This is a genomic window from Reinekea sp., assembly GCF_046710285.1.
GTDB lineage: Bacteria > Pseudomonadota > Gammaproteobacteria > Pseudomonadales > Natronospirillaceae > Reinekea.
Window position 1 is genome coordinate 135042 of sequence record NZ_JBKEGY010000003.1, and the last position, 21729, is coordinate 156770.

18 protein-coding genes are annotated in these 21729 nt (G+C 43.9%); 6 read left to right on the forward strand and 12 right to left on the reverse strand.

What is annotated here, in order from left to right:
* Positions 1-17: 17 nt before the first annotated feature.
* The 5 genes from ACI882_RS03615 to ACI882_RS03635 form a co-directional block, all read right to left on the reverse strand.
* Complete coding sequence (locus ACI882_RS03615; protein ID WP_411743354.1) at positions 18-920, reverse strand: LysR family transcriptional regulator; 903 nt, start codon at positions 918-920, stop codon at positions 18-20.
* Positions 921-926: 6 nt separating this feature from the next.
* A complete protein-coding gene (locus ACI882_RS03620; protein ID WP_411743353.1) occupies positions 927-1391 on the reverse strand; it encodes a hypothetical protein in 465 nt (154 codons plus the stop codon).
* Positions 1392-1748: 357 nt separating this feature from the next.
* Complete coding sequence (locus tag ACI882_RS03625; RefSeq protein ID WP_411743352.1) at positions 1749-2021, reverse strand: hypothetical protein; 273 nt, start codon at positions 2019-2021, stop codon at positions 1749-1751.
* Positions 2022-3134: 1113 nt separating this feature from the next.
* Positions 3135-4082: an alpha/beta fold hydrolase gene (locus tag ACI882_RS03630; protein WP_411743351.1), complete on the reverse strand. Its 948-nt coding sequence runs from the start codon at positions 4080-4082 to the stop codon at positions 3135-3137.
* Positions 4083-4308: 226 nt separating this feature from the next.
* Positions 4309-4836 (reverse strand): SCP2 domain-containing protein, encoded by a 528-nt coding sequence (locus tag ACI882_RS03635; protein ID WP_411743350.1) that lies wholly within the window; start codon positions 4834-4836, stop codon positions 4309-4311.
* A 129-nt stretch (positions 4837-4965) separates the two neighbouring features.
* Here ACI882_RS03635 and ACI882_RS03640 point away from each other — a divergent pair, with 129 nt between their 5' ends.
* Both ACI882_RS03640 and ACI882_RS03645 read left to right on the forward strand, forming a co-directional pair.
* Entirely contained in the window at positions 4966-5961 is a 996-nt protein-coding gene (locus ACI882_RS03640; protein WP_411743349.1) for a peptidase U32 family protein, read from the forward strand.
* 9 nt (positions 5962-5970) lie between these two features.
* Entirely contained in the window at positions 5971-6849 is an 879-nt protein-coding gene (locus tag ACI882_RS03645) for a U32 family peptidase (protein WP_411743348.1), read from the forward strand.
* Positions 6850-6904: 55 nt separating this feature from the next.
* Here the strand turns inward: ACI882_RS03645 and ACI882_RS03650 are convergent, their stop codons facing one another.
* The 4 genes from ACI882_RS03650 to ACI882_RS03665 form a co-directional block, all read right to left on the reverse strand.
* Entirely contained in the window at positions 6905-7423 is a 519-nt protein-coding gene (locus ACI882_RS03650) for a hypothetical protein (protein ID WP_411743347.1), read from the reverse strand.
* A 155-nt stretch (positions 7424-7578) separates the two neighbouring features.
* Entirely contained in the window at positions 7579-8502 is a 924-nt protein-coding gene (locus ACI882_RS03655) for a M14 family metallocarboxypeptidase (protein ID WP_411743346.1), read from the reverse strand.
* Between the two features lie 49 nt (positions 8503-8551).
* Entirely contained in the window at positions 8552-9127 is a 576-nt protein-coding gene (locus ACI882_RS03660; protein ID WP_411743345.1) for a YdeI/OmpD-associated family protein, read from the reverse strand.
* A gap of 55 nt (positions 9128-9182) precedes the next feature.
* Complete coding sequence (locus ACI882_RS03665) at positions 9183-11903, reverse strand: hypothetical protein (RefSeq protein WP_411743344.1); 2721 nt, start codon at positions 11901-11903, stop codon at positions 9183-9185.
* Between the two features lie 142 nt (positions 11904-12045).
* Here ACI882_RS03665 and ACI882_RS03670 point away from each other — a divergent pair, with 142 nt between their 5' ends.
* Positions 12046-12363 (forward strand): YciI family protein, encoded by a 318-nt coding sequence (locus tag ACI882_RS03670; RefSeq protein ID WP_411743343.1) that lies wholly within the window; start codon positions 12046-12048, stop codon positions 12361-12363.
* Positions 12364-12772: 409 nt separating this feature from the next.
* Complete coding sequence (locus tag ACI882_RS03675; protein WP_411743342.1) at positions 12773-14026, forward strand: patatin-like phospholipase family protein; 1254 nt, start codon at positions 12773-12775, stop codon at positions 14024-14026.
* 80 nt (positions 14027-14106) lie between these two features.
* On the opposite strand, the gene ACI882_RS03680 is transcribed toward ACI882_RS03675, so the two are convergent.
* Positions 14107-17376 carry a S8 family serine peptidase gene (locus ACI882_RS03680; protein WP_411743341.1) on the reverse strand — a complete coding sequence of 1090 codons (3270 nt, stop codon included), beginning with the start codon at positions 17374-17376 and terminating at the stop codon, positions 14107-14109.
* A gap of 501 nt (positions 17377-17877) precedes the next feature.
* On the opposite strand from ACI882_RS03680, the gene ACI882_RS03685 reads away from it, so the two are divergent.
* Positions 17878-18816 (forward strand): GNAT family N-acetyltransferase, encoded by a 939-nt coding sequence (locus ACI882_RS03685; RefSeq protein WP_411743340.1) that lies wholly within the window; start codon positions 17878-17880, stop codon positions 18814-18816.
* Here the strand turns inward: ACI882_RS03685 and ACI882_RS03690 are convergent.
* Together ACI882_RS03690 and ACI882_RS03695 are read right to left on the reverse strand one after the other, a co-directional pair.
* On the reverse strand, positions 18813-19028 hold the full coding sequence (locus ACI882_RS03690; RefSeq protein WP_411743339.1) for a cysteine-rich CWC family protein: 216 nt from the start codon (positions 19026-19028) through the stop codon (positions 18813-18815). The genes ACI882_RS03685 and ACI882_RS03690 overlap by 4 nt on opposite strands.
* Positions 19015-19722, reverse strand: coding sequence for a pseudouridine synthase (locus ACI882_RS03695; protein WP_411743338.1), 708 nt, complete (start codon positions 19720-19722; stop codon positions 19015-19017). The genes ACI882_RS03690 and ACI882_RS03695 overlap by 14 nt, the downstream gene beginning before the upstream one ends.
* 258 nt (positions 19723-19980) lie before the next feature.
* Between ACI882_RS03695 and ACI882_RS03700 the strand changes: the two genes are divergently transcribed.
* Complete coding sequence (locus ACI882_RS03700) at positions 19981-21687, forward strand: methyl-accepting chemotaxis protein (RefSeq protein ID WP_411743337.1); 1707 nt, start codon at positions 19981-19983, stop codon at positions 21685-21687.
* Positions 21688-21729 lie beyond the last annotated feature (42 nt).

The window sequence follows — 21729 nt, forward strand, 5'->3', positions numbered from 1 at the left end:
CAGATTCTAAATAGGTGCTAGCGCACCTTAAGTTCGGCCACAATAAAATCAACCGCCACTTTTATTTTTGGCACTAAATAGCGCTGTTTTTGATACAGCAAAAAAACGCCAAAGTCAGGCTGTTGCGTAACGTTGATCGGAATATCAAAGCAGATTTCTTGTAGCTCACCTGTTTCTAGCAGAGGTTGAGTAACCCATTTCGGCAACATCAAAATACCCTCGCCTTTTACCGCGCGATCTACCAACCAATTGCCACTATTTGACACGACGACAGGCTCGCCCGACACATCATGCCATTGACGTTCTATTTGGCACAGCCATGGCGTTGGCCCGGTGGGTGAACGAAAGAACAATCCTTTGTGAGCTTTCAAGTCAAACGGATGTGTTGGCGTGCCTGCTTGATCTAAGTATGACTTGGCAGCTACTGGGAAAAAGTCGTTACTCATTAGATTAACCGCAACCACTCGCTCATTGGGTGCGTAACCGCCCCGAATAGCGATATCGACATCATCTCGATCAAACGCAGAGAGTTGATCGCTTAGGCTCACATCTAGCATGACTTTAGGGTAAAGCTTAGAGAAACGATCAAGCAACGGTATCAGCACCTGCTCACCAAAACCCACCATCGAGCTAATACGTAACCGCCCCATCGGCTCTGAATGATAAGAACGCACCGACTCATCCGATTGCTCAAGCGCACGAATAATTGCGTCGACCTGCTGGAAATAGCTACGCCCAACCTCGGTTAATTTAACCACCCGAGTTGTTCGCTTAAGCAAGGTCGCGCCTAAACTAGCCTCAAGATCGGCCACCCGTCGAGACAATGAAGAAGGCGGCACATCAAAGCGCGCAGCCGCTTGAGTAAAACTGCCCGTTTGCGCCACCGCAACAAAATATTTTAACGCCCGTAACTGATCCATAAACCCCTACTCAACTATTGGCCGAACACATTGAATTTCAGTCTGGTCCTGCGCAGTGAGCGCCATGTACTTTTTGCCAATTTTGGTGAGTTTGAACGTGACCGATTGCTGTTGAAGAATATCTTGCTTGAACGAATTAGCAACGCCATTTAATAACGGGTAAGGCGATATAATGTCACCCGATAGCTGGCTGACAATCACTTGGTTATTTTGGAAAACCCACGTCGCTTTAAGCGTAGCGGCTAATGGTACCTCAGTCTTCAAGCTCGGATAACTAAACAAGAGGTTACCCGAACCAAGCATTTGACCATTATCCTCAATACCCAGATCTCCCATTGCAAGCGTATCACCATACTGTGTAACGACACTGCTTTGGCATTGCCAATTTCCGAGCACGTAAGGTCGGTAGTCTGTGGCCGCATAAACAGAAACAGTAATAAATAAGGTGGTTAAAAACAGCAATAATCGCATAACGTATAGTCTTAATGGAAACCACTAGTTTAGCGCCGCTTTCGGGAGGTGTATATGTGTTTTGGGCTGCTGGCTGCCTGGCTACGGGCTACGTGCTTGAGATTTAAAAGATAGTGCCTCTATTCATAATAGTTTTGCACACAGATAAACACTGTTAAATAGTGAACTCCAGTGTGTTATTTGTCCAATGTCCGGAAAGGGTTATGGGCTGCTACTTGGTATTTCTCAAAAAGTATTATCAACCATTTCTACCAAATACCACTCGCCGTCCAAATTCTTGAAAACGTATTTCCAGTCAAAGTTTGTAGTCAATTTATAAAGACTGAAGGACATAAACTCGTCTTTTGGAATTGGGGGTTAGATTATCATTTTCATTCGAGTTGAGTAATCTAACATACTTACACCGCAACTGCCCTGAGGCGATTGTTGAATATATTTTGATTCATCAACTAAGATTTCATTTGAATTAACATCAACATCCAACCGATATACTGTTTGCTTTAAAGGGAATATTGTACGTTCTCCGGAAAAACATGAATCAGCAATAAATTGATCGTAAAATGCATCAATTTCTTCAGCGAGTGCTAAAGAAAAGCTAACGACAATCATCACGAATATCAGTCTGATCATACCCATCCTAATAACGTTTTTGTTTAAGGGCAAGCGTCAGCGAGTCCAAAGCCTGCCCGCAAGAGCGGGTGAAAAGCGGGCTTGTCTTACAACTTTTTATTAGGTGGGTCACGATAACATATACCTTTTTAGCGCATCAGCAGATTTTATTATAAGACTAGTGCGATACAAGTTTGGATGTTTTTCATCGTCAGAGTAATCTGTTGGTTCGTTAGTTTTCGAATTTACAACCCAAGAAACATAAGGCCGTCTCTCGCCAAGTTGAGCTGCTATGAAATTTGGTTTTAATCCAAGTTCATCAGCAATCGCCCCATAGGTGCATCTCATTTCTTTTTAATTTAAGAATTCGAGTATTCTTTTAAGCTCATCATTCATTGACTTAGCTCTTCATCTAACATTTTATTAAACGTTTCTGCGACGTATATGCCCGAAAGACGGATAAAACGAATCCCCTTTCACTTACTATCTCTACAACTCAACCATACTGTAGCTTTCCGCTTATCTTGTCAATTTAACCACCCTTAGAATGCGTCGTGCAGACATAAATCCCGACATACTTATATCCCTAAGTATTTGTTTTTAAAGTTTTTTACTTTTTTGGACTACATCAATCATTATATATTTTTACGGAAAACGTCGTCGCTACGTATACAGTGGATAAATTGGTCGAGATTATTCATTTATTGAATAGTTAGTTTTTATTTATGCGATGGCCGCCCAATCAAGAAAAATATCGCCTTATCAAATATGTCTTGAATTAAGGTAAGAATTTGAACTCAGCATTTGAAATTAAATCACCACAAACCTTAGCTTTGGTGGCTCATTAACCTAGCTCGGTAATCTGAGCCATGGATGGCGAAGTCTAGCGACACAAGGACGTGCTAGAGCGGCCGAGGTAGGTTGATGGGCCGCCAAAGCGACCAAGACGCTGAACTAGGTATTTGAAATTAAAACACCACTCAACCTAGCTTTGGTGACTCATTAACCTAGCTCGGTAATCTGAGCCATGGATGGCGAAGTCTAGCGACACACGGACGTGCTAGAGCGGCCGAGATAGGTTAATGAGCCACCAAAGCGGCCACGCCACCAAACTTCATGTCGAACTATTTGCACTTAGAGCAACCGCAAAAACCTTTTAACTTCACTGACGGTTTCTTCTGGGCCTTCTTCTTGCGGTACATGCCCGAGATTATCAAACACAACAAGTTGGCTGTTGCTAAGTTTGTTCTGGAATTGATGGCCAATGTCGAGGGGAATTAAACCGTCTAAGCCGCCCCAGAGTATTAATGTGGGTAAGGTTAGCTCTGTAATTCGATCTGTTAACGTTAGCTTGGTTTGCCTTGCTCGTTCGGCAAGCGCTTGCCGACTACCGGCTCGTGTTGTTAAGTCAAAATATCGGTCTACTAGTTCAGTGGTCACCAAGTTAGGGTCACCGAATACATTCTTAACGCTGCTTTCAACTAAGTTGCGTGGCAAAATTTGTTCGGCGAGTTTGTTTAGAATAGGTGTCGACGCTATTTTGAAACCGATGGGAACCGACTTAGCTTCAAAAGGAAGCCCGCTTGAATCAACCAGTATCAAGGCATCAATGCGTTGCGGGTACAGAAGAGCCGTGACCCATGCAATATTGCCGCCTAATGAGTTACCGGCTAACACTACTTGGTCAACATTTAGATGATCAAGAACTGCAATAACGGTGCTCGCATAGTGCTCTATAGAATAGTCGTTATCAGCCGATGGACCGGTAAGTCCAAAGCCAGCCATATCGAAACGAATAACTCGGCGTTCTTCTATTAAAGATTCTGTCCAGCCATCCCACGTGTGCAGCGAAGCACTGGTGCCATGTAAAAGAACAATGGGCGTAGCATCATCACGCGGGCCTTCATCACGTAGGTGAATTTGCATACCGGCGACATCTACGAATTGAGAAGGTGGCGGCGCCCATTTCTCGACTAGCTCTGCCAATGGGCGATCTGGTACTCGAAACACAATAAACAAAACTACAACAAAAATAGCAAGCAGTAGAAATAGCCCACTAATTAGTTTGAAAATAAGACTCATTAGAGTTCTCCATAATTCGAACTCACCTTTGTACAGGTTTTCTTTTGAGGTAGCCACTCTAGATGTTAGGCCTAGTTAAGACTCATTCACTGCCGCCCTACAAATATTATATAGTATACGCACGGTTCAGCGGCCCATTACTTGAAATTTCTGTCGCCATAAACCCATCCATGGGCCGCTTCTCATCTACAGGGTAGCAGTTAGATTCAATCAATCTTTCAAGAAATTAAGATTCAAGGATCAACAATTTACGAAGATGGCTTAATGTAGTTTGCCAAAATTCTGGTAAGTCATCTTCATCTAACGCATCGAGCATATTTTTTACATGTAAACCGAGTTCAACATTCCCTTCAATTGATAATTCACGTTGAAAAAATAAAGCATCGGGGTCAGCTTGCTTACTGATTAGTTTTAGAAACGCCGGAACCGTTGCGCTGACGGTTACATCGGTATGTGTTTGATCGAGTAGCTTTAACTGGCCATCGACTAAGCTGAGTACCCATAACTGGTTAGTATTTTTTACAGCAATGCCACAGGTTTTGTCAGCAAGGAAATCTAATTCACCTTCATCGACCAACAACTGAAGCGCATGATTAAGTGCTGGCTCTAGCAGCCGTCGCTGTAACTTATTAGGTACTCTGTTTAATAGTTTAGAACTCAGCGAAGCGCCTCGTTGTATCGGCTGAACCTTAGCAGAAAATTTTTGCACCCAAGGTTGCACATGCTCATTAATAGGGTTCGATAAAAGGCTCATAGCGATGACTCAAAAATTATAGAATAGAGCAGTTTACTGTTTCCAGGCGATGCCTAATTGATTCTTATCAACTATAAGTAAAACCGTTAGCGCTAAACTAGCGCCACATTTTTTCTGTGAATGCTAAATATGGAACTTGTATGCCCTGCTGGCAGCCTCAATGCATTTAAAGCTGCTGTAGATAATGGCGCAGATGCGATCTACATTGGTTTTCGAGATGAAACTAATGCGAGACATTTCGCGGGCTTAAACTTTAACGACCGAGCCGCCATGAAAGCTCTCGATGTTGCACGCGCAAAAGGCGTAAAGTTATTTGTCGCCATTAATACCTACGCCAATCAAGCCCAATGGAAAAAGTGGGCCTTTGCTGTAGACGCCGCAACCGATTTAGGGGCTGATGCAATTATCGCCGGTGATACTGCCGTATTGGGTTATGCCAACAGCAAACACCCAGACCAAGCATTGCATTTATCGGTTCAAGCTGCCGCTACCAATGCAGCCACGCTGCAGTTTTATAAGCGCCATTTCAACATTCAGCGTGCTGTCTTACCGCGTGTTCTTTCGTTAAAACAAGTAGAAGCATTAACAAAAACAAGTCCGGTTGATCTTGAAGTATTCGCTTTTGGCAGTTTATGTGTGATGGCCGAAGGACGTTGCTATTTAAGTTCTTATTTAACAGGAGAGTCGCCTAATACGGTTGGCGCCTGTTCACCGGCTAAATACGTTGAGTGGCAAGAAGTAGATGGTGTGATGAAAACTCGGTTGGGCGGTTCATTGATCGACAAGTTTGAACCTGGAGAAAAAGCCGGTTACCCGACACTATGCAAAGGCCGCTTTAATGCGTTAGACAAAAAAGTACACGCACTCGAAGAACCCACCAGCTTAAACACCATGGACTTACTACCCAAGCTTTATGCCTCGGGCGTGAAAGCCTTAAAAATTGAAGGCCGGCAACGCAGTCCTGCTTATGTTGGCCAGGTAGTTGGTGTGTGGCGGCAAGCCATTGATCATTTTATGGCAAATAAAGAGGCCTTCAGTGTTGAGCAGCCTTGGCGTGATCAATTACTGGCCGTATCAGAAGGCAAACAAACCACCATTGGCGCTTATGATCGCGACTGGCAATAAGGAACTAAAATGAAAGTAACCCTAGCCCCCATTCCCTTTTATTGGCCTCGCGCGACGATGTTTGAATTTTATGGCAACATAGCCACAAGCCAAGTCGACCGCGTTATTTTAGGCGAAACTGTTTGCTCAAAACGAAGAGAATTAAACCAGCAAGATTACATCGATATCGCCGATAAACTCGCCGCCAAGGGCAAAGAAGTTTTTATCAGCAGCCTTGCGCTCCTAGAGGCAGAATCAGAATTAAAAAGCTTAACCTCTCTGTGCAAAGTTAGCCCTTACCCATTAGAAGCAAACGATTTAGCCGCCGCTGAGCTGTGTTTTCAACAACAACGCTCGTTTATCGGCGGGCCTTATTTAAACAACTACTCACCAGAAACATTAAAAATGCTTCAGCGCGATGGTATGACTAGTTGGACGCTACCGTTTGAGCTCGGTAAGCAAGACTTAGAAGACTTTATGACCACCATTCACCAAGAAAATATTGACCTTGAAACCGAAGTCATGGTGCACGGCTATATTCCACTGGCCCTATCAGCACGCTGCTTTACAGCGCGAGCACTAGATTTACCAAAAGATAAATGCCAACGTAAATGCATAGATTACCCGGTGGGTATTCCGGTCGACAGCCAAGAAGATGAACGTTTATTTACCATCAATGGCATTCAAACCTTGTCGGGTGATATTTTGGACTTACGTTCAGAAGTGACTGAGATGCAGGCAATGGGCGTTGATAGAATTCGTGTTGTGCCAAGCCAGATCGATATGCGCGATATTCTAGACGACTATTGCCAAGCCGCCAATGGCAAGCAACTCGCTCCCGCAAAGAACGAATTGTTTTGCAATGGCTACTGGTATGGCCAAGCCGGTAAGTCACATATTAGCGCTTAATGAAAATAATGGCTTCTAATTTAGAGGCCATTATTTACTGACTGGTTAAATAAGGTTAACCAGATAGCCCTTTAATCGACCATGTTTCATCGGTTTTTCGAACCATGAAAAAGAACAGATCATCCCAAATAAAATGCTCTATAACTTTGCCTCCGTCTTTAAGTTTCATACCGACGTAAAATAAATCTGTTTCTCGAATATCAGTATTATCTGGAAATAAAAAATCAAAATTATGTTCAATTTCAGATCGTGTAAAGATATCTATTTGATAGTACTTAACATAATCATCAAAGGTTTTACTCTTATCTCTAATAGCCGACTTAATTGACTGACAAAGCTTTGCCTTTAACTCTCCATCTTTAGAAAACTCACCGTCACCATCGAGAAGAACAAATGTATCCGCAAGCAAGTGATGAAATTGATCGCAATCTTGTGTGAAAAAGGTCTCAACCACTTGAAGAGAAAATTCTCTTGCTTCTTTTTTAATAGGAGAATCTTGGAAATTTGCTTCCTCTGCGAAGCTAATAGTGCATAGAAAATAAAGTGACACACAGGCAATTGCTATTGGTTTCATTAACAGTTCTCTTGATTGGTCTTCGTGATAGTTGGCTCAGCAACAAAAGACGCAAATGTACGTTGGAATTGATGTAAATACAAGCAACCACCAACTCGTGATGAGGAGGTGGCTTTAGCGTGTGTATGTCGGCTAACGAAGAGCCAGAATAAACCTTATTTGCGCATGAGCGCGTAGTCGATGGCGGCACAGACGGCTGCAATTTGCGCAGCATTGCATTGCTCTGGGGTTGCCTTCAGGCTATCAGGATATACTTCGGTGGTGGTTTTATAACGCGCATTTGTGATGCTTGCACACAAGCCCAATTGTTTCAGTGGATATTGAATAATGCCTCGACTCACCACGGTTGAGCCAATAATCTCTCCTTTGTCATCTGAAGGGGCGATATGCGTAACTTGCTCGACTGCTTTAATTACCGCCTGTTGAAACTCAAGTTGTGGATTCTCGGTATCATCGACCAAATAAAATCCATCAGGAATGTCACACGGCTCACTAAACTTGCCATCACGGGCAGCCAGCGCTGGGCGAAACTCGGTATCATCGGTATCCGTTGTTTCGTGTAGATCAATATGCATCAAGACGCGATCTCGGATAGGCGCGATAAGTCTTAAAAGAGAAGCAGACTCTTCTGCCGGGCTGTCCTCTCGGAATGAACGGTTAGGGTCAATTGCATTGGCATTCCAACGATGAATGCGCTCGTAGGCCCAAGGGCTGACACAAGGCGCAACGAGCAAGTTAACTTTCCCTGCGTAACCCGCTGCATGCTGCTCAATAAATTGCAGAGCACCATGTACCCCACTGGATTCGTAGCCGTGAACCCCTCCTGTAACCAACACAATCGGCAGATCGTCGTTCCAATCTCGATTACGAATTGCAAACAGCGGGTAACTTTCGCTGCCATAATTTAAGCTACCATACTGCTCCACATCAAAGTTTTTGCGTAGGCGATCAATGACACTCATTACATCGGTTTCGTAGCTTCGATGTTTAGTTTGTTGTGATAACCATTCTTCGCGCTCGAGATTACCCCAAGGTTTTCCGGGAGTACCAATTGGGTAGTGCGCGGGAGCCGTATTCATATTTATTTCTCCAATGTTATAGGTATTTCAAAAGGTGTCAGTTTTTAAGCTATTCTGGCTTAACTTCGGCCTCGAGCATTTCAATGTACTTTGTGAATCGCTTGATTCTCGTTTCGGGTCGTTTTGCACTTGTTAACCCATAGGCAATGATATAACGGCTCGATTTTTTCAGCGTTGTAAAAAACTGTTGGGCTTTAGGTTTGCCTGCCAATGCCAATAGAAAATCTTCGGGTACTGTCATTTCACTTGCAGTATAAGCGTTATCCCATCGACCATCGGCTTTCGCTGCATTAACCTGTTCAAGCCCTGGTTTCATCATTCGGTTCTCGTTGATCAACCGTTCGACATGTTCTCGATTCCGCTTTGACCAATTGCTTCGCGCTTTTCTAGGGGTAACCCTTTGCATGTAAGCTTGATCATCTATTGATTTTTTGATGCCATCGATCCAGCCCCAGCATAGTATTTCAATGACGACATCATCCCAAGTCACACTTGGAACGCCACTCTTTTTTTTGAATATTTTCACCCAAAGTTCAGTTTCAGTGGCATGATTTAATTCGAGCCACTGTTTAAGTACTTTCGCCGATTCGAAGGCTTTTATATTCGTTGGATCAGGTTGTAACATAAATCTTATTTCTCATTAAATTAGCATCGCACAACGTTTTTCTGTGTTGTAGTACTTAGAAGCCTCCGAGGCTCACCTGATAGCGCAAGTTGAACTCTTCACTACGGGGTAAGTAATAAATTGACACGCTGGGTTTCAATCTTATATTCGCATTTCTTAGCACGTTTACATTTGGCGATACGCTAAAGCCAAGGGCGAGATCGTTGTCGTTTTCAGTATGTTGGCTTAGAAAGTTTAATGAGGCTTCCGTATTACGCCAATACAATAGCGGGGTAAAGGAACGACCAACAGCGCCAAAGTTTATACCGAAATTAGCCTCCATTTGAGCGCTGTATCCTAACTGATCAATTGGTTCAAAAAGTGTATTGCTGCTCAACATTGAGACAGGGTAATTTAAATGCTGCAACGATAGAGAAAAATCGACTGATTGATTTTCTTGCAAGCCCTCCATGATTAACTGAGAGGTTGATAACCAGTTTATAGTATTCTCATTTATGTAATATTGCCCAGCTAAACTCTGCGCAAAGCCTGAAGGCGTATCTATCGCTTGAAAGGCTCGTTCTTGCTGGCGTTGATAACCCACGCCATACAACACTCGATACAATGGTTCTTCTCGCTCAAGCTCAGTGCGCTCTAAGCCAAGATATGGCAACCATTGCGATTGCTGCACACCCGAATAGCGTTCAATTGGCTGTTCGGCGACAAGCTGAATTGAGGTTTTGGTTTGGTCAAGTTCATCGATCAGCTTCTCAACCTTTGTGCTATAAAATGGCCCGGCATCTGCGCGGTATTTTAGGCTGGCTTGGCCAAACCAGTCTTCAGCACTGACATCGTAACCGCCGCTAAATTGTAGGTTGAGCTTCTCCATCACATCTTCGGAGTTGAGTGTTAAATTTAACTGATCGCCAGTGAACAGCAAGCTCCAGCTGTGTGGATTCCATAGATGTGGCAGCATTGTATATCGTTGGCTTTCTAGTGGGGCTATTGTTGCCTGATTCAGTTGAAGCGGTTCAAATTGTTCCAAGTTTTCCATAAAAATGGGCGCGCTTGATTTTTTATCTTCAACTTCAATCCAATCGCTGGGTGGTTGTTGTGAGTCGTTGAAAATTAACGACACAAGCTGTTGGCCTTGGGCAGTATAGTCAGACATAACAATGCGTTCATTGGCTGCATCCCACTGTAAAAAATAGCTGCCATAAGGTCTCGTCGATACTTGAAAGTTTTTGCCGGATTGCAAAGACAATGCATGGACTTGATCAATACCCGTTTTATCTGAAATATAAAGTAGCCAATTCTCGGTTAAAATAGGCGAGCGAATTGTTTCATTGTTGTTGGCTTTTAGTAGGCTTGTTTCTTCTAACTGACTGTCTATTTTATAAACACCGTCGTTAGCACTACCTGAAAGAACATATAGCCATCCATTGTCAATTGACTGTATGTCATAAGCAATGCTGTTATTCGGTAACGATTCAACTTGTAGCAAGCCACCTTTTTGATCTAATAAAACGAGTTCACTGCTTCTATCAACGTTGAACCGATTAAGTAAAAATTGCTTTTGACTAGTACCGACATAGGTAAAACGATCACCGACTGATAGTTGGCGTTCACCTAAGGTTCTGCTCCAGCAGTAGAGATCGGCGGTTTCATTAAAGGGTACCTTGGCGTTCGGCTTTTCTTCTATCCAACACCACTGATCATTGTGCTTAACCACAGCAGCGGTTTTTGAACCGCCAAAATAACTTTGCGCAACCCGATTACTGAGTGGCGTTAACTGTTGGCTTCGGCCTTCTCTAATTGAAACTAACGAAGTCCCCAATTTAGCATCAACCTTGACGGCGTATACTCGATCACTCGAAACACTGACAGGGTAATAACTTTGCCAATGATCACCGCTGAATTCCGTAAGAGTTTCAATGGGTGTTAAGGCTAGAGCTTGCTGGTCTTCTTGCCACTGGTTAGTCAACGCTTGTGTCATTTGCTGGTAGTGATCGGTTAGGCTTAAACCCGTTTCTTGTTTAATTGTGCCATCAAAGCTTACGCCTTTTGGAATAGCTAGGCCGTTAATAGCTCGATCAAAAATATCGCTGCCATATTCATTGCGCAGGTAAGCGGTTAAGTAGCGCCCTAACACATAGGGGCTGAGGCTAGGAGTTCTGTCGAAACCAGTGCCGAGCATGGCTCGATCGTATTGGTAGGGTTGGTTTTCAATTAAGTCGGTTCGATACCATAAATCAAAAGAGGCTGTTCGGCCGCGACCACCGGCGGTCATTAGAGTCTCGCTGACCACTGCGTCACCTTCAAAGAACCAAGTAGGTAGAAACAAAGCGGCAAAGGCACCAGTACCGAGATCACCCAAAGCATAGCGCAACGCATTCGCAATAGAGTTATCGTTCATTTGATTAAATTGCACTATATGGCGCCCTTCGTGCACTGCTAAGGCGTCATACCATTCAAGTTGTGCAAAAGGCGCAGGTTTATTAAACCAACGAGAACGATACGGCATTATACCCACATCGCCATTGGAGGTGTGCGCGCGTGAATACAGGACAATTGGAATCGGCTTTAGTGGCCGCTTCAGTGGCATCTCTGTTAAGTGGGCAGATAAATAGTGATTTAACTGTGCCGCAACCCTTTCTGCTTGCTCATGCACGTTGGCTTCATAGATTAGGCTAAACATGGGTTGTTCTATGATACGCCATTGTGGTTTTGTTTCCGCTGAGTTCGCCAACGGTATGCACAGAGTGACAACCAAAATCACCGCACAGTATCTAAACATGCTGATCCAATTTTTTTCTATGCCTAGCGCCATAACGAGCCTATAGTGAAATTGTGTGCCTTTTGTGGTCAGCGGCTGATTTCAACGCCGATGCTTGAGGTTACCCGATTCGTTATAAAAACAAAAACATTAGGAGAATACTATGTCGCAATTTGTAATGGTCTACTTAGGGGGCGATAAACCTTCAAGCCCTGAAGCAGGCAAGCAACATTTCGCAGAATACATGGAATGGATTAAATCACTGGGGGACGCGGCCGTCAGCCCAATGAACCCGTTAAAAGGAACGGTGATGGTTGGATCAGACGGTACGGTTTCGCAAGGTGGCAGCACAACAATGTCGGGTTATACCATCGTTGAGGCTGAATCTATGGATACTGCCATAGAGATGGCCAAAACCTGCCCATTTTTAAAGATAAACGGTCAGTTAGAAGTCTCTGAACTTGTGGTCATGCCAGGCTAAATGCTTTGTTTTTAAAAGCCAGAGTGGGCTATCTTGAGTTAATCACATTTACTCACAGAATCTGTGGATAAGTCGTTGGATAAACATTTGAGAAGTCACTCTAGGCCGCATATCCACAGGCCTCCAGAAACCTGTGTCAAAATCAAACAGTATGATTACGTCACCTAAAACCCCAATAAAATCAACACTTTAATCGAACTTTTTAGAAAAAATACATTTTTATAATCGTTGACTTTCTCTTGTGTCGGCAAATCCCTTACTAGAGGTGGACAAGTCAAAAATAGGTTGCAAAACAAGGCTTAGACTTTTGTCTGTTCTGAAAAAGAGTAAACTACTGTTCAGGCCGCTTAACATTTTTACTTTCCCCATATTCCTTAGGGGACACTTTTACGAAAGGACTAACGTTACTATGTCAGCAGAACGACCCTATTGCCTGGTCTTAGGCGGCGGTGGCGCGAAAGGTGTTTATCACATCGGCGTCTGGCAGGCACTAAAGGAACTTAAAATTCCGGTTAATGCTTTCATTGGCAATTCTATCGGAGCGGTGATCGGTGCATATTTGGCCCAAGGCGCCGAAAAGGAGTTAATGGAAATCGCCCGCTCCATGAAACTATCCAGTCTCATTCGGCTCAACAAAGACATTGCGCTCGCCGATGAAAATAGCTTACGTGAACATAGCTTAAGTTACTGGCAGGGTGTTTACCGCAACCTCGTTGATAAGCGAGGTTTAGACACCAGCCCAATGCGAGAGTCACTTGAGTCAACGATCGATGAAGACATTATTCGCGAGAACAAACTCGACTTCGGCGTCACCACCGTCAATATATCTGATTTCAAACCCCGACAGGTTTTTATTGAGCAGATGGAACCCGGCCAACTCATTAACTACGTCATGGCCAGTGCCGCCTTTCCTGGTTTTGAAAACCCGATGATTGAAGGCAAAAAATATCTAGATGGAGGGTTGTTCGATAACGTGCCATTTACCATGGCGAAACAGCGTGGTTACCGCAAAATTATTCTAGTTGATATATCCGGCATCGGATTAAATCGCCGACCACATACCGAAGGTACTCAAACCGTTTACATCAAAAATTCGATCGACATAGGAAATGCCTTTGAATTCGATCCAGAATTTATTAAGGAGTTTTGGCATTTGGGCTATCTCGATACTCTGCATGCCTTCGGTAAGCTAGACGGTTACCGCTATTTTATTGAACCTGATAGCCAAGCAGAAATAGACTGGACACTGGCAGTTGAGCCAAAACTTTGTCCCGACATGATGCGCAACGATCTACGTCAGCGACTCAAAAATTTAGAAATTTGCGCATACTTATTAGATGTGCCACGTATTGTTCAATACAGTTACCAGAGTCTAACAAATGCTATTCTATCTAAAATTGAAGAAACCAACGTATCGGTGGCAAGTAGCATCGCTAAGTATGAGCTGGACGATAGCCCGCGTTCTTCAGCTTTAATCGATGCACTATTAAAGGAAATGCTCGACAGTAAGAAGCACGAACGTAACCCTTACTTTTACCTTAAAACTATTCAGCACTTTAAGCCGACAACGCCACTGACCCTTGCAGAAAAAGGCTTGCGTAAATTGCATCCAGAATTAATTGTACTTGAGAAGTTTCTTGAGTATATCTCGAAGGGCCTGTAGCAGCTTAAGCTAGTATGCAACAAAAAGGGCTCCTCAGCGGAGCCCTACTTATTAACTAATAAACTTCAATTAGCTCAAACTTATTGTCTTACAAGATCAACTTGAACCGTACCCAAGTTACCTGGGTTTGCAGCATCGGTACCGACGGAGAATGCACCGTAGTAGCGATCACCGGCAACAGAACCTGGTAGATTGAAACTTAGGTTCGCATCGAATGGCACGCCACCTGCTTGCACCACAGGTACATCAGCGGTTAAGTTAAGTTCATCACCCGTGACGGTTGCAATATGAGTTGTAAAGGCTTGAGCAGTAACATGGCCTGGTTCCCAGTTCTGTACCACCACCCACATTTTACCTGCTGGCGGATTGGCAATACTGACATACTCAAACGAACCACCGGCAGCAGAAGAGCCTACCAAAGTACTGATTCCAGGCACTTCACCTAGTCCAACAAACAAGTCTAAATCACCCGATTCAGATGCAGTAATTTCTGCCACGAAACGGCTCGCACCAACAGGTACATCTACCACATATACAGCTTGGCCATGTATGTTTTGGTCAAAACCACCATCAAACGGATCGCCATTTGTTGGATCAGAAACTACCGCGCCTGTATAAGCTGTAGATTTAGCTAAGCCCGTTACTTCAACGATAGCGTTAGTTATTTCTACTGCTTTCAAACCAGGTAGCGTCACTGAATCACTTTCAAAAGCTGCTGTAATATCTATTGAACCTGGAAGGTTAGATAAGGCTGAAAGGGCAGCAACTGGGAAGTGAGCATTAGGTACATGTCTAGTCTTAGAGCGAATCGTCACTTGGTCGAACAACCAATCACTTACCGCGACACCTGAAGCGTCGGCAACAAAAGTAAGCTCTTGGCTTTCACCTGGAGCCAAACTAAAGTTCTTAGGCGTAACCGTTACAGCACGAGTCGATTCAGATTTCCAACGCGTAGTTTTATCTGAAACGTTAGTAACGGTACGAGTCCAAGTACAGCTGACAACACAAGCATCATCACCTAAACCGGTTAGGTTTAGCTCAGATGGTTTACCGCCGAAATATGGGTCCAAGGCTAAGAAGTTATCTAATGATTCATCTAGCACCAAGGCGGCATTTGCTGCTGCAACTAGATCGATTCGGCCTGCGCCCATATCAAATGCATCAGCTTGCGTGACTCCATCTTCTTTAACATGGTTCATGTTCGCAGTGGTCATCATAGCCGATTGAATTTGCATTGGCGTCCAGTCTGGATGTAGCGCCGTTAACAACGCGCCTGCGCCCGCAATATGGGGGCTAGACATCGAAGTACCTTGAATGATGTTGTAGTCTTGCTCGGCTTCGCTATATCCCTCATGGAACGCTGCAAAAATTGCACGACCTGGTGCAGTAATGTTTGGCTTCACAACACTCGGTACACTTGGGTTAACACCCCGTGAGCTGAAGTAAGCCATAACATCGGCGTATTCAGCCGCCAGCACAGTTTCAGTACCAGAAATAGTACCCACATGACCTGAACCGGTTTGTAACCATTCACGGATAGTCGTGAAATCAGTAAAGGTGATTTGAGTTGCAGGAATAACATGCGCATCCGCTTCAAAATAACCGCTACCATCTGGAGTACTTGGAGGGCGAGCAACAATCGTTGCAGAGCCGCCATTGGCCTGTACGTTAGTACCTTTTGCCACTCGCGCAATAACTCCGAGTTCGCATAAGACAATTTCGCCTTCAAAACGACTTGTGAAACCGTCTTCTAAACAAAGTGGGTTCCCATAATCGGCTGCATCAACAATAGCAGCAGGACCAAAGCCTGGCGCGATAGATTGACCGATCATGACGGGCAAAGAATCGCCTTGGTCATTGGTTAAACCAGTAACAGAGTTTTTATACATATAATCATGTGAGCTCGCAGCGACGGTGGTAATCCAAGGTGCATCACCTGGGCTGCCCACTGTTGCGAAATCTGGACCCGAGTTACCTGCAGAGGTTGCAACGAAGATACCTGCATCCATCGCGGCTAAGAAAGATAAAGAATCGTTATCCGCCCAAGGGTCCGAAGAACCGCCACCAATTGAATAGTTGATAACATCTACCCCATCTAAAATGGCCTGGTTAATAGCAAACAAGATAGCCCCTAAGTAGCAGCCTTCTGGCCCACAAACTGTATAAGCTATGACATTAGAGCGCGGCGATACACCCGAGATGGTTTTGCTAATTTCGAAGCCTGTTGGCGCAGAAACGGTTGCATCATAAACTAGGTTACCCGCTGAAGTACCTGCGGTATGAGAACCATGACCATCTTGGTCGCGTGGGCTACCGTCGTTAATATAAGGAACACCCCAAGCACCAATTAACTTATCGTTACATGGGAAGGTTGCATCGAACACATCAGACGCTGGGTCACAAACACCAAAATACTGAGCCTTAGGGTTTGAGTGACGGTAACCGTCTCCCGCCACTTCGGCAAACGAATCTGAAATTGGGTTAATACCGGTATCAATGACACCCACCACAACGCCTTCGCCTCGCGTTGGCGCTAAACCCGCGGTTCCGTGCCATATTTGCGGAGCCCCAATCCATTGAAAGCCGCCTTCATAAAAACAACCCGCCATACCAAAAGAAGCAGCAATGGCAACCAGTGTTGCTGATTTACGACCAACCCAACCACGACGCCAAGCGAATAGAGTAAGCCCTAGCATAAGCAAAAGTGTAGCCGCCGTTAGCACCCAGACAGACGGGCCAGCAGAGTCGGTTGGCAGCGCAAAGCCAGTTAGAGACTCGGTGCTTTCTAATTGGAATATCTGATCTTTTTGAACTTGGCGTACACCTTGAATAGTGGCGACCTGTTGCGCTTCGGCCTCGGTTAATTCAAGAATTAATACGTTAGACGCCATTTGTAATTGCTCCAGCGGGGTAACATTACGACCCACTTTTGCTACAAGTTGCGATAAAAATTTATCTTGAGTGGTTTCAAGGTATTGCGCATAACTTTGAACATGCGGCGCATTGACTTCTAACTTTGATTTACCTTCTGTACTGGTAGCTTCAAAGCCATTGATTCCACCACGGTAGCGTGCAACAGACGGGTCGTTTAACGAAACGATATAACGTTCTGTCGGCTCCATCATGGCGAAGGAGAACATTCTTGATTGTGCACTAAACGCACCGGGTTCTGCTTTAGGTGTTTGTTTAATCGTTTTTTCGATCACCGGACGTTCTGCTTTTACTGCATTGGTTGTCACGTTTGATTGAGCAAACGATTGGCTCGATATAATGGCCGTACCTAGGGTCACAGCGAGTATCGCCGAACGTAAACCAGTACGAACAACATCATGAGTTCTGGAATGACTCATTTTTATTTCCTTCTTTTGAGGTTGCCCCTTCTTAATATCACGGCAAATGGCCAATTTTTGGGCGCGACGAATCCACCGCCTACCGAGGTAAGGTAATGAATGGTTTCGTATGCACGTACTATTTGATGAGGCTTTATTATTTAGTTGACTCAGTCATGCTCACCGGATAGGTGGGACTTTGACTGGACTGTTGGGACTGGAGTAGGTTGAATGAATACTTTGCAGGGCTTGCAACTATTCAGCGAATCCGAAATCTCCCATATATCGGGTATGAAGATTATCTCTTCATCACGCTAAGTTAAGTTGTTTACCTACTATGAACAAGTAAACTATGAATGATGACGCATTTTTTGCCAAATACATCACAAAAATTATTAATATCCTATAACATTGATGACTGACTTTTCTAATGATCGCTACCAATTAAATAGTCCATTGACCTTCTCTATTTCAGTAAATACTGGCACCATTCACTTTCATTTTTGTGTGTGAGCTATCAAGTTGAATTTAGTCTTCACCAAGGCGTCATCTATTGATGCTCAAGCCTTAGCCGCTCTGCGTATGACGGCTATGCAACCTAGCTTAGAAGTCATTGGTCGTTTCGACCCTAAACGAGCTCAAAAACGTTTTTTCGATACCTTTCAACCGCTCCATACTTGGCTCATTAAAGATAATAATGCTTTGGTTGGATTCTATGCTTTGCTTGAACAAGATGACCATCTTTATTTAGACCATTTATATGTTCAGCCAAACCAACAAGGCAAAGGTATCGGTTCTGCCGTTATTCATCGTGTATTGGTGCGCAGCCAGCAATTGAATTTACCGGTTAAAGTTGGCGCACTTAAAGAAAGCGCCGCTAATGATTTTTACCGCGCCAAGGGCTTTGTGCTAACCCATAGCGAACAATGGGACAATTACTATCAATACAGTCCGGTCGCTCCCAGCTCTATAACCTTGGCTTTAACAAATCCGAAAAGCCCAACCAATGTTGGTGCTGTGATGCGCGCTGCGGGCTGCTTTCAAGCCAGTAAAGTTTTATATACCGGTAACCGATTCGACATTGCAGCTAAGTTTCAGACCGATACAAAAAAAGTCAGCAGCCGCATTGCGCTAGAGAAAGTGGATAGCTTTTTTGATGATGTACCGCCAGAGGTCAAAGTAGTTTGTGTTGACCTAGTTGAAGGCGCCATTCCTTTAATGGATTTTGAACACCCACCACACGCGATTTATGTTTTTGGTCCTGAAGACAGCTCAATCAGCCAAGAAGATATTTCTCAGGCCGATGCGGTGGTGTACATACCCACCATTGGTTGCTTAAATTTAGCGGCAACGGTTAACGTCTTGCTATACGATCGCTTGGCAAAAAATACCCAGGTTGATCGTTCAAATGAGCTCATCATTCGCTCAAGAGACCGAAACAATAAAACCCGTGTAGTTTAAGTTTTCGAGAAACGCTCTGGGTCTTTATGGTACAGCTCAATACAATTTGCGCAGATACAAGCCTTTTGCTTTAGAGACTCAGGAACCATGGCGAGCAGTTGCTCAGGTACTTCGACCCTATTACACCAGCAGTTAAGTGGTGCTCTTACTTGGCAATTATTTGTTTCTAAGCAAAACGGACACTGTAGTTCAGCGACTTTAATCTCTAACAAACGACACCTCCTGATCTGTTAATACTCGATAGTCTCCTGGGCTAAGTGACGGATCAAGTTTGATGGGACCTATGGCGGTTCGATGAATACTTAAGACAGGGTTTCTAAAACGTCCAAACATGCGTTTAATTTGATGATAACGCCCTTCTGTGAGTTTGACCTGCGCATGACAGGCACTTAACCGATTCAATTCCGCTGGCGCGGTGGTTAGGTTTTCATATTCAAAATAGATACCCTGCTCAAAAGCTTGCACGCAGTCATCGGAAATTGGGTCACGTACCGTGACTTGATAAGCTTTCTCAAAGCCCGTTGCGGCATCACTGAGCAACTGACTCCAGCGACCATCGTTTGTTAACAATAATAAACCCGTTGAGTTTTTATCAAGCCGCCCCGCGATATGTAGTTCGGCTTTATAGGGTTTATCAATTAAATCTAGAGCCGTTGCTTGCTCATCGACCGTCGCACTGACAACACCGGCAGGCTTATGCAGCATGACGTAACGACGCTGACGTTGCTGAAGTATCTTGCCATCACAGACGATATGAGAGAACTCATCAATCGGATGTTGCGGATCATTAATGGCAGTGCCATCAACAAGCACCACCCTTGCAGCCAATAACCGCTGAACTTGTTTTTTACTGCGTTGAAGCCGCTGACTTAAATAGCGATCAAGCCGGAATCGTTTTGAATTCATATAATATTAGAACCGTGTTAGTCGTCAGCATTCGTGAGTATTAGCCCATAAGTATAACTGACTTACTAAAAACCAGCCTTATAACGGTTAACTCAGCCCTATACTAGCTCCATCCCTAATTAGACCTTTCGCAACTGGCAAAGCCCATGCTTTCAATTACTCTATCTATTTGACAGTTATCTAATGCAGTCACGATATAAGCCTGATTGAACTCGACTTCACCCCAACCTATTTAGAAGGTGCCAAATGAAAATATCAATGAAATTAACACTTGCAATGGGGCTACTGCTGGCATTATTGATTTCTGGAATAGCAGTACTCGCCAAATCAATATCAAATACCGAGTACGTCTCAAGCACCCAGGTCTCAGAGTTGAATGAACAACTTCTAAATGCTGTTGCACTTTCAAAAAAAGCAGCTGAAGTACCCATTGCCGTCGAAGCATTTGAAGGCATTGCAGCTATGGAGCAGCAATTGTCAGATATTCGTTACAACTATATTTTTGCATCACTGGCCTTGATAGCCGATAACGAAACTCTGGCTAACGATCAAATCTCTGCACTAATACCTGAATTGACCGATTGGATTAACAAATACTCCTCAGATCCAGAATCAGACTTAAAGCTCATATTAGAGTCACTTGACTATATGAAGCTCTATGGTGAAAAGATGTTTGATTCATTTATATCGAACGCGACTGGCCAGGGGACATCCATGGCTAATGGACTTCAAACTCAGTCAAATATTATTAGCGATTTACTGAATAAACTCGGCGCCAATGCAAAGGCAGAGCTCACAAGCTCAGTTGGAACAATGATCGAGGCGACAGAACAAACCCGGTTATCAACTGAAAAGACTGTTGCGGGGAGCCAGGCAATTCAAACAGACATGTCTGCACTCTCAAAATTGCTTACTATTACAGGTATTATTGTAATTTTAAGCACCGCTGGTATTAGTGCTTACATCAGTAAATTACTGAAAACAGCAACCGACCAAGTTATTAAGACTGTTAGTCAAATTTCAAGCAATAAAGACTTGACCATGCGGATAAACCGCCAAAATAAGGATGAATTAGGACATATTGCGCATGATTTTGACGCCATGATGGCATCTTTTTCAGAAATTGTTAGCCGCGTTCGCATTGTTTCAGATGACCTAAATAATGAAACCCATGATATGAGCAAACAGGTTGCTGAGTTGAATAGTTTATTAATCGAGCAACAAGAAGCGATTGATAATATTTCAGCGGCGATTACAGAAATGAGTTCTTCTGCCGATGAAGTTGCTCAAAACGTAGTAGCAACAGCAGATACTGCTCGCGATGCCGTCGTTATTGGGGATGAAGGCGTAAATATTGTTAATCAAACGGTTCAAACGATCACGTTACTCAACGACCATCTAAATGAAACTGGCGAGTCTATCAATGAGCTGGTACTTGATATTAAAGGGATCTCAGAAGTCCTATCAATTATCCAAGCAATTCAAGAACAAACTAACTTACTGGCACTAAACGCCGCAATCGAGGCTGCACGTGCAGGTGAACAAGGTCGAGGCTTTGCCGTTGTTGCCGATGAAGTTCGCAGCTTAGCCAGCAAAACAAAAACCAGTGTTGAGTCGATCGCGCAAACTATTAATCGTTTACAGGCTCGCTCTGGTGTCGTTGTAGATAAGACTCAAGAAGCACATCAATCTGCCGAGAAAAGCATGGAACAAGCAAGACAAACGGGTTTATCAATCGAGAAAATTGGCAACGCTATCAGAGATATAATGAACAAAGCCGATGTCATTGCGGTTGCAGCTAACCAGCAAACAGCAACCTCACATGACATTGCCACTCAAATACACCGTGTCTCTGAGAGTGCGACAAATATTGCTGTGCATGCTAATGACAATAAACGTAGCGGGGAAAATGTTTCGAAACACGCCAATGAACTAAAACAGACCGTTGCCATATTTAAAGTATAGAGGTTTAGTTTCGCGAATCAGATTGTAAGTATTCGCGCTTAC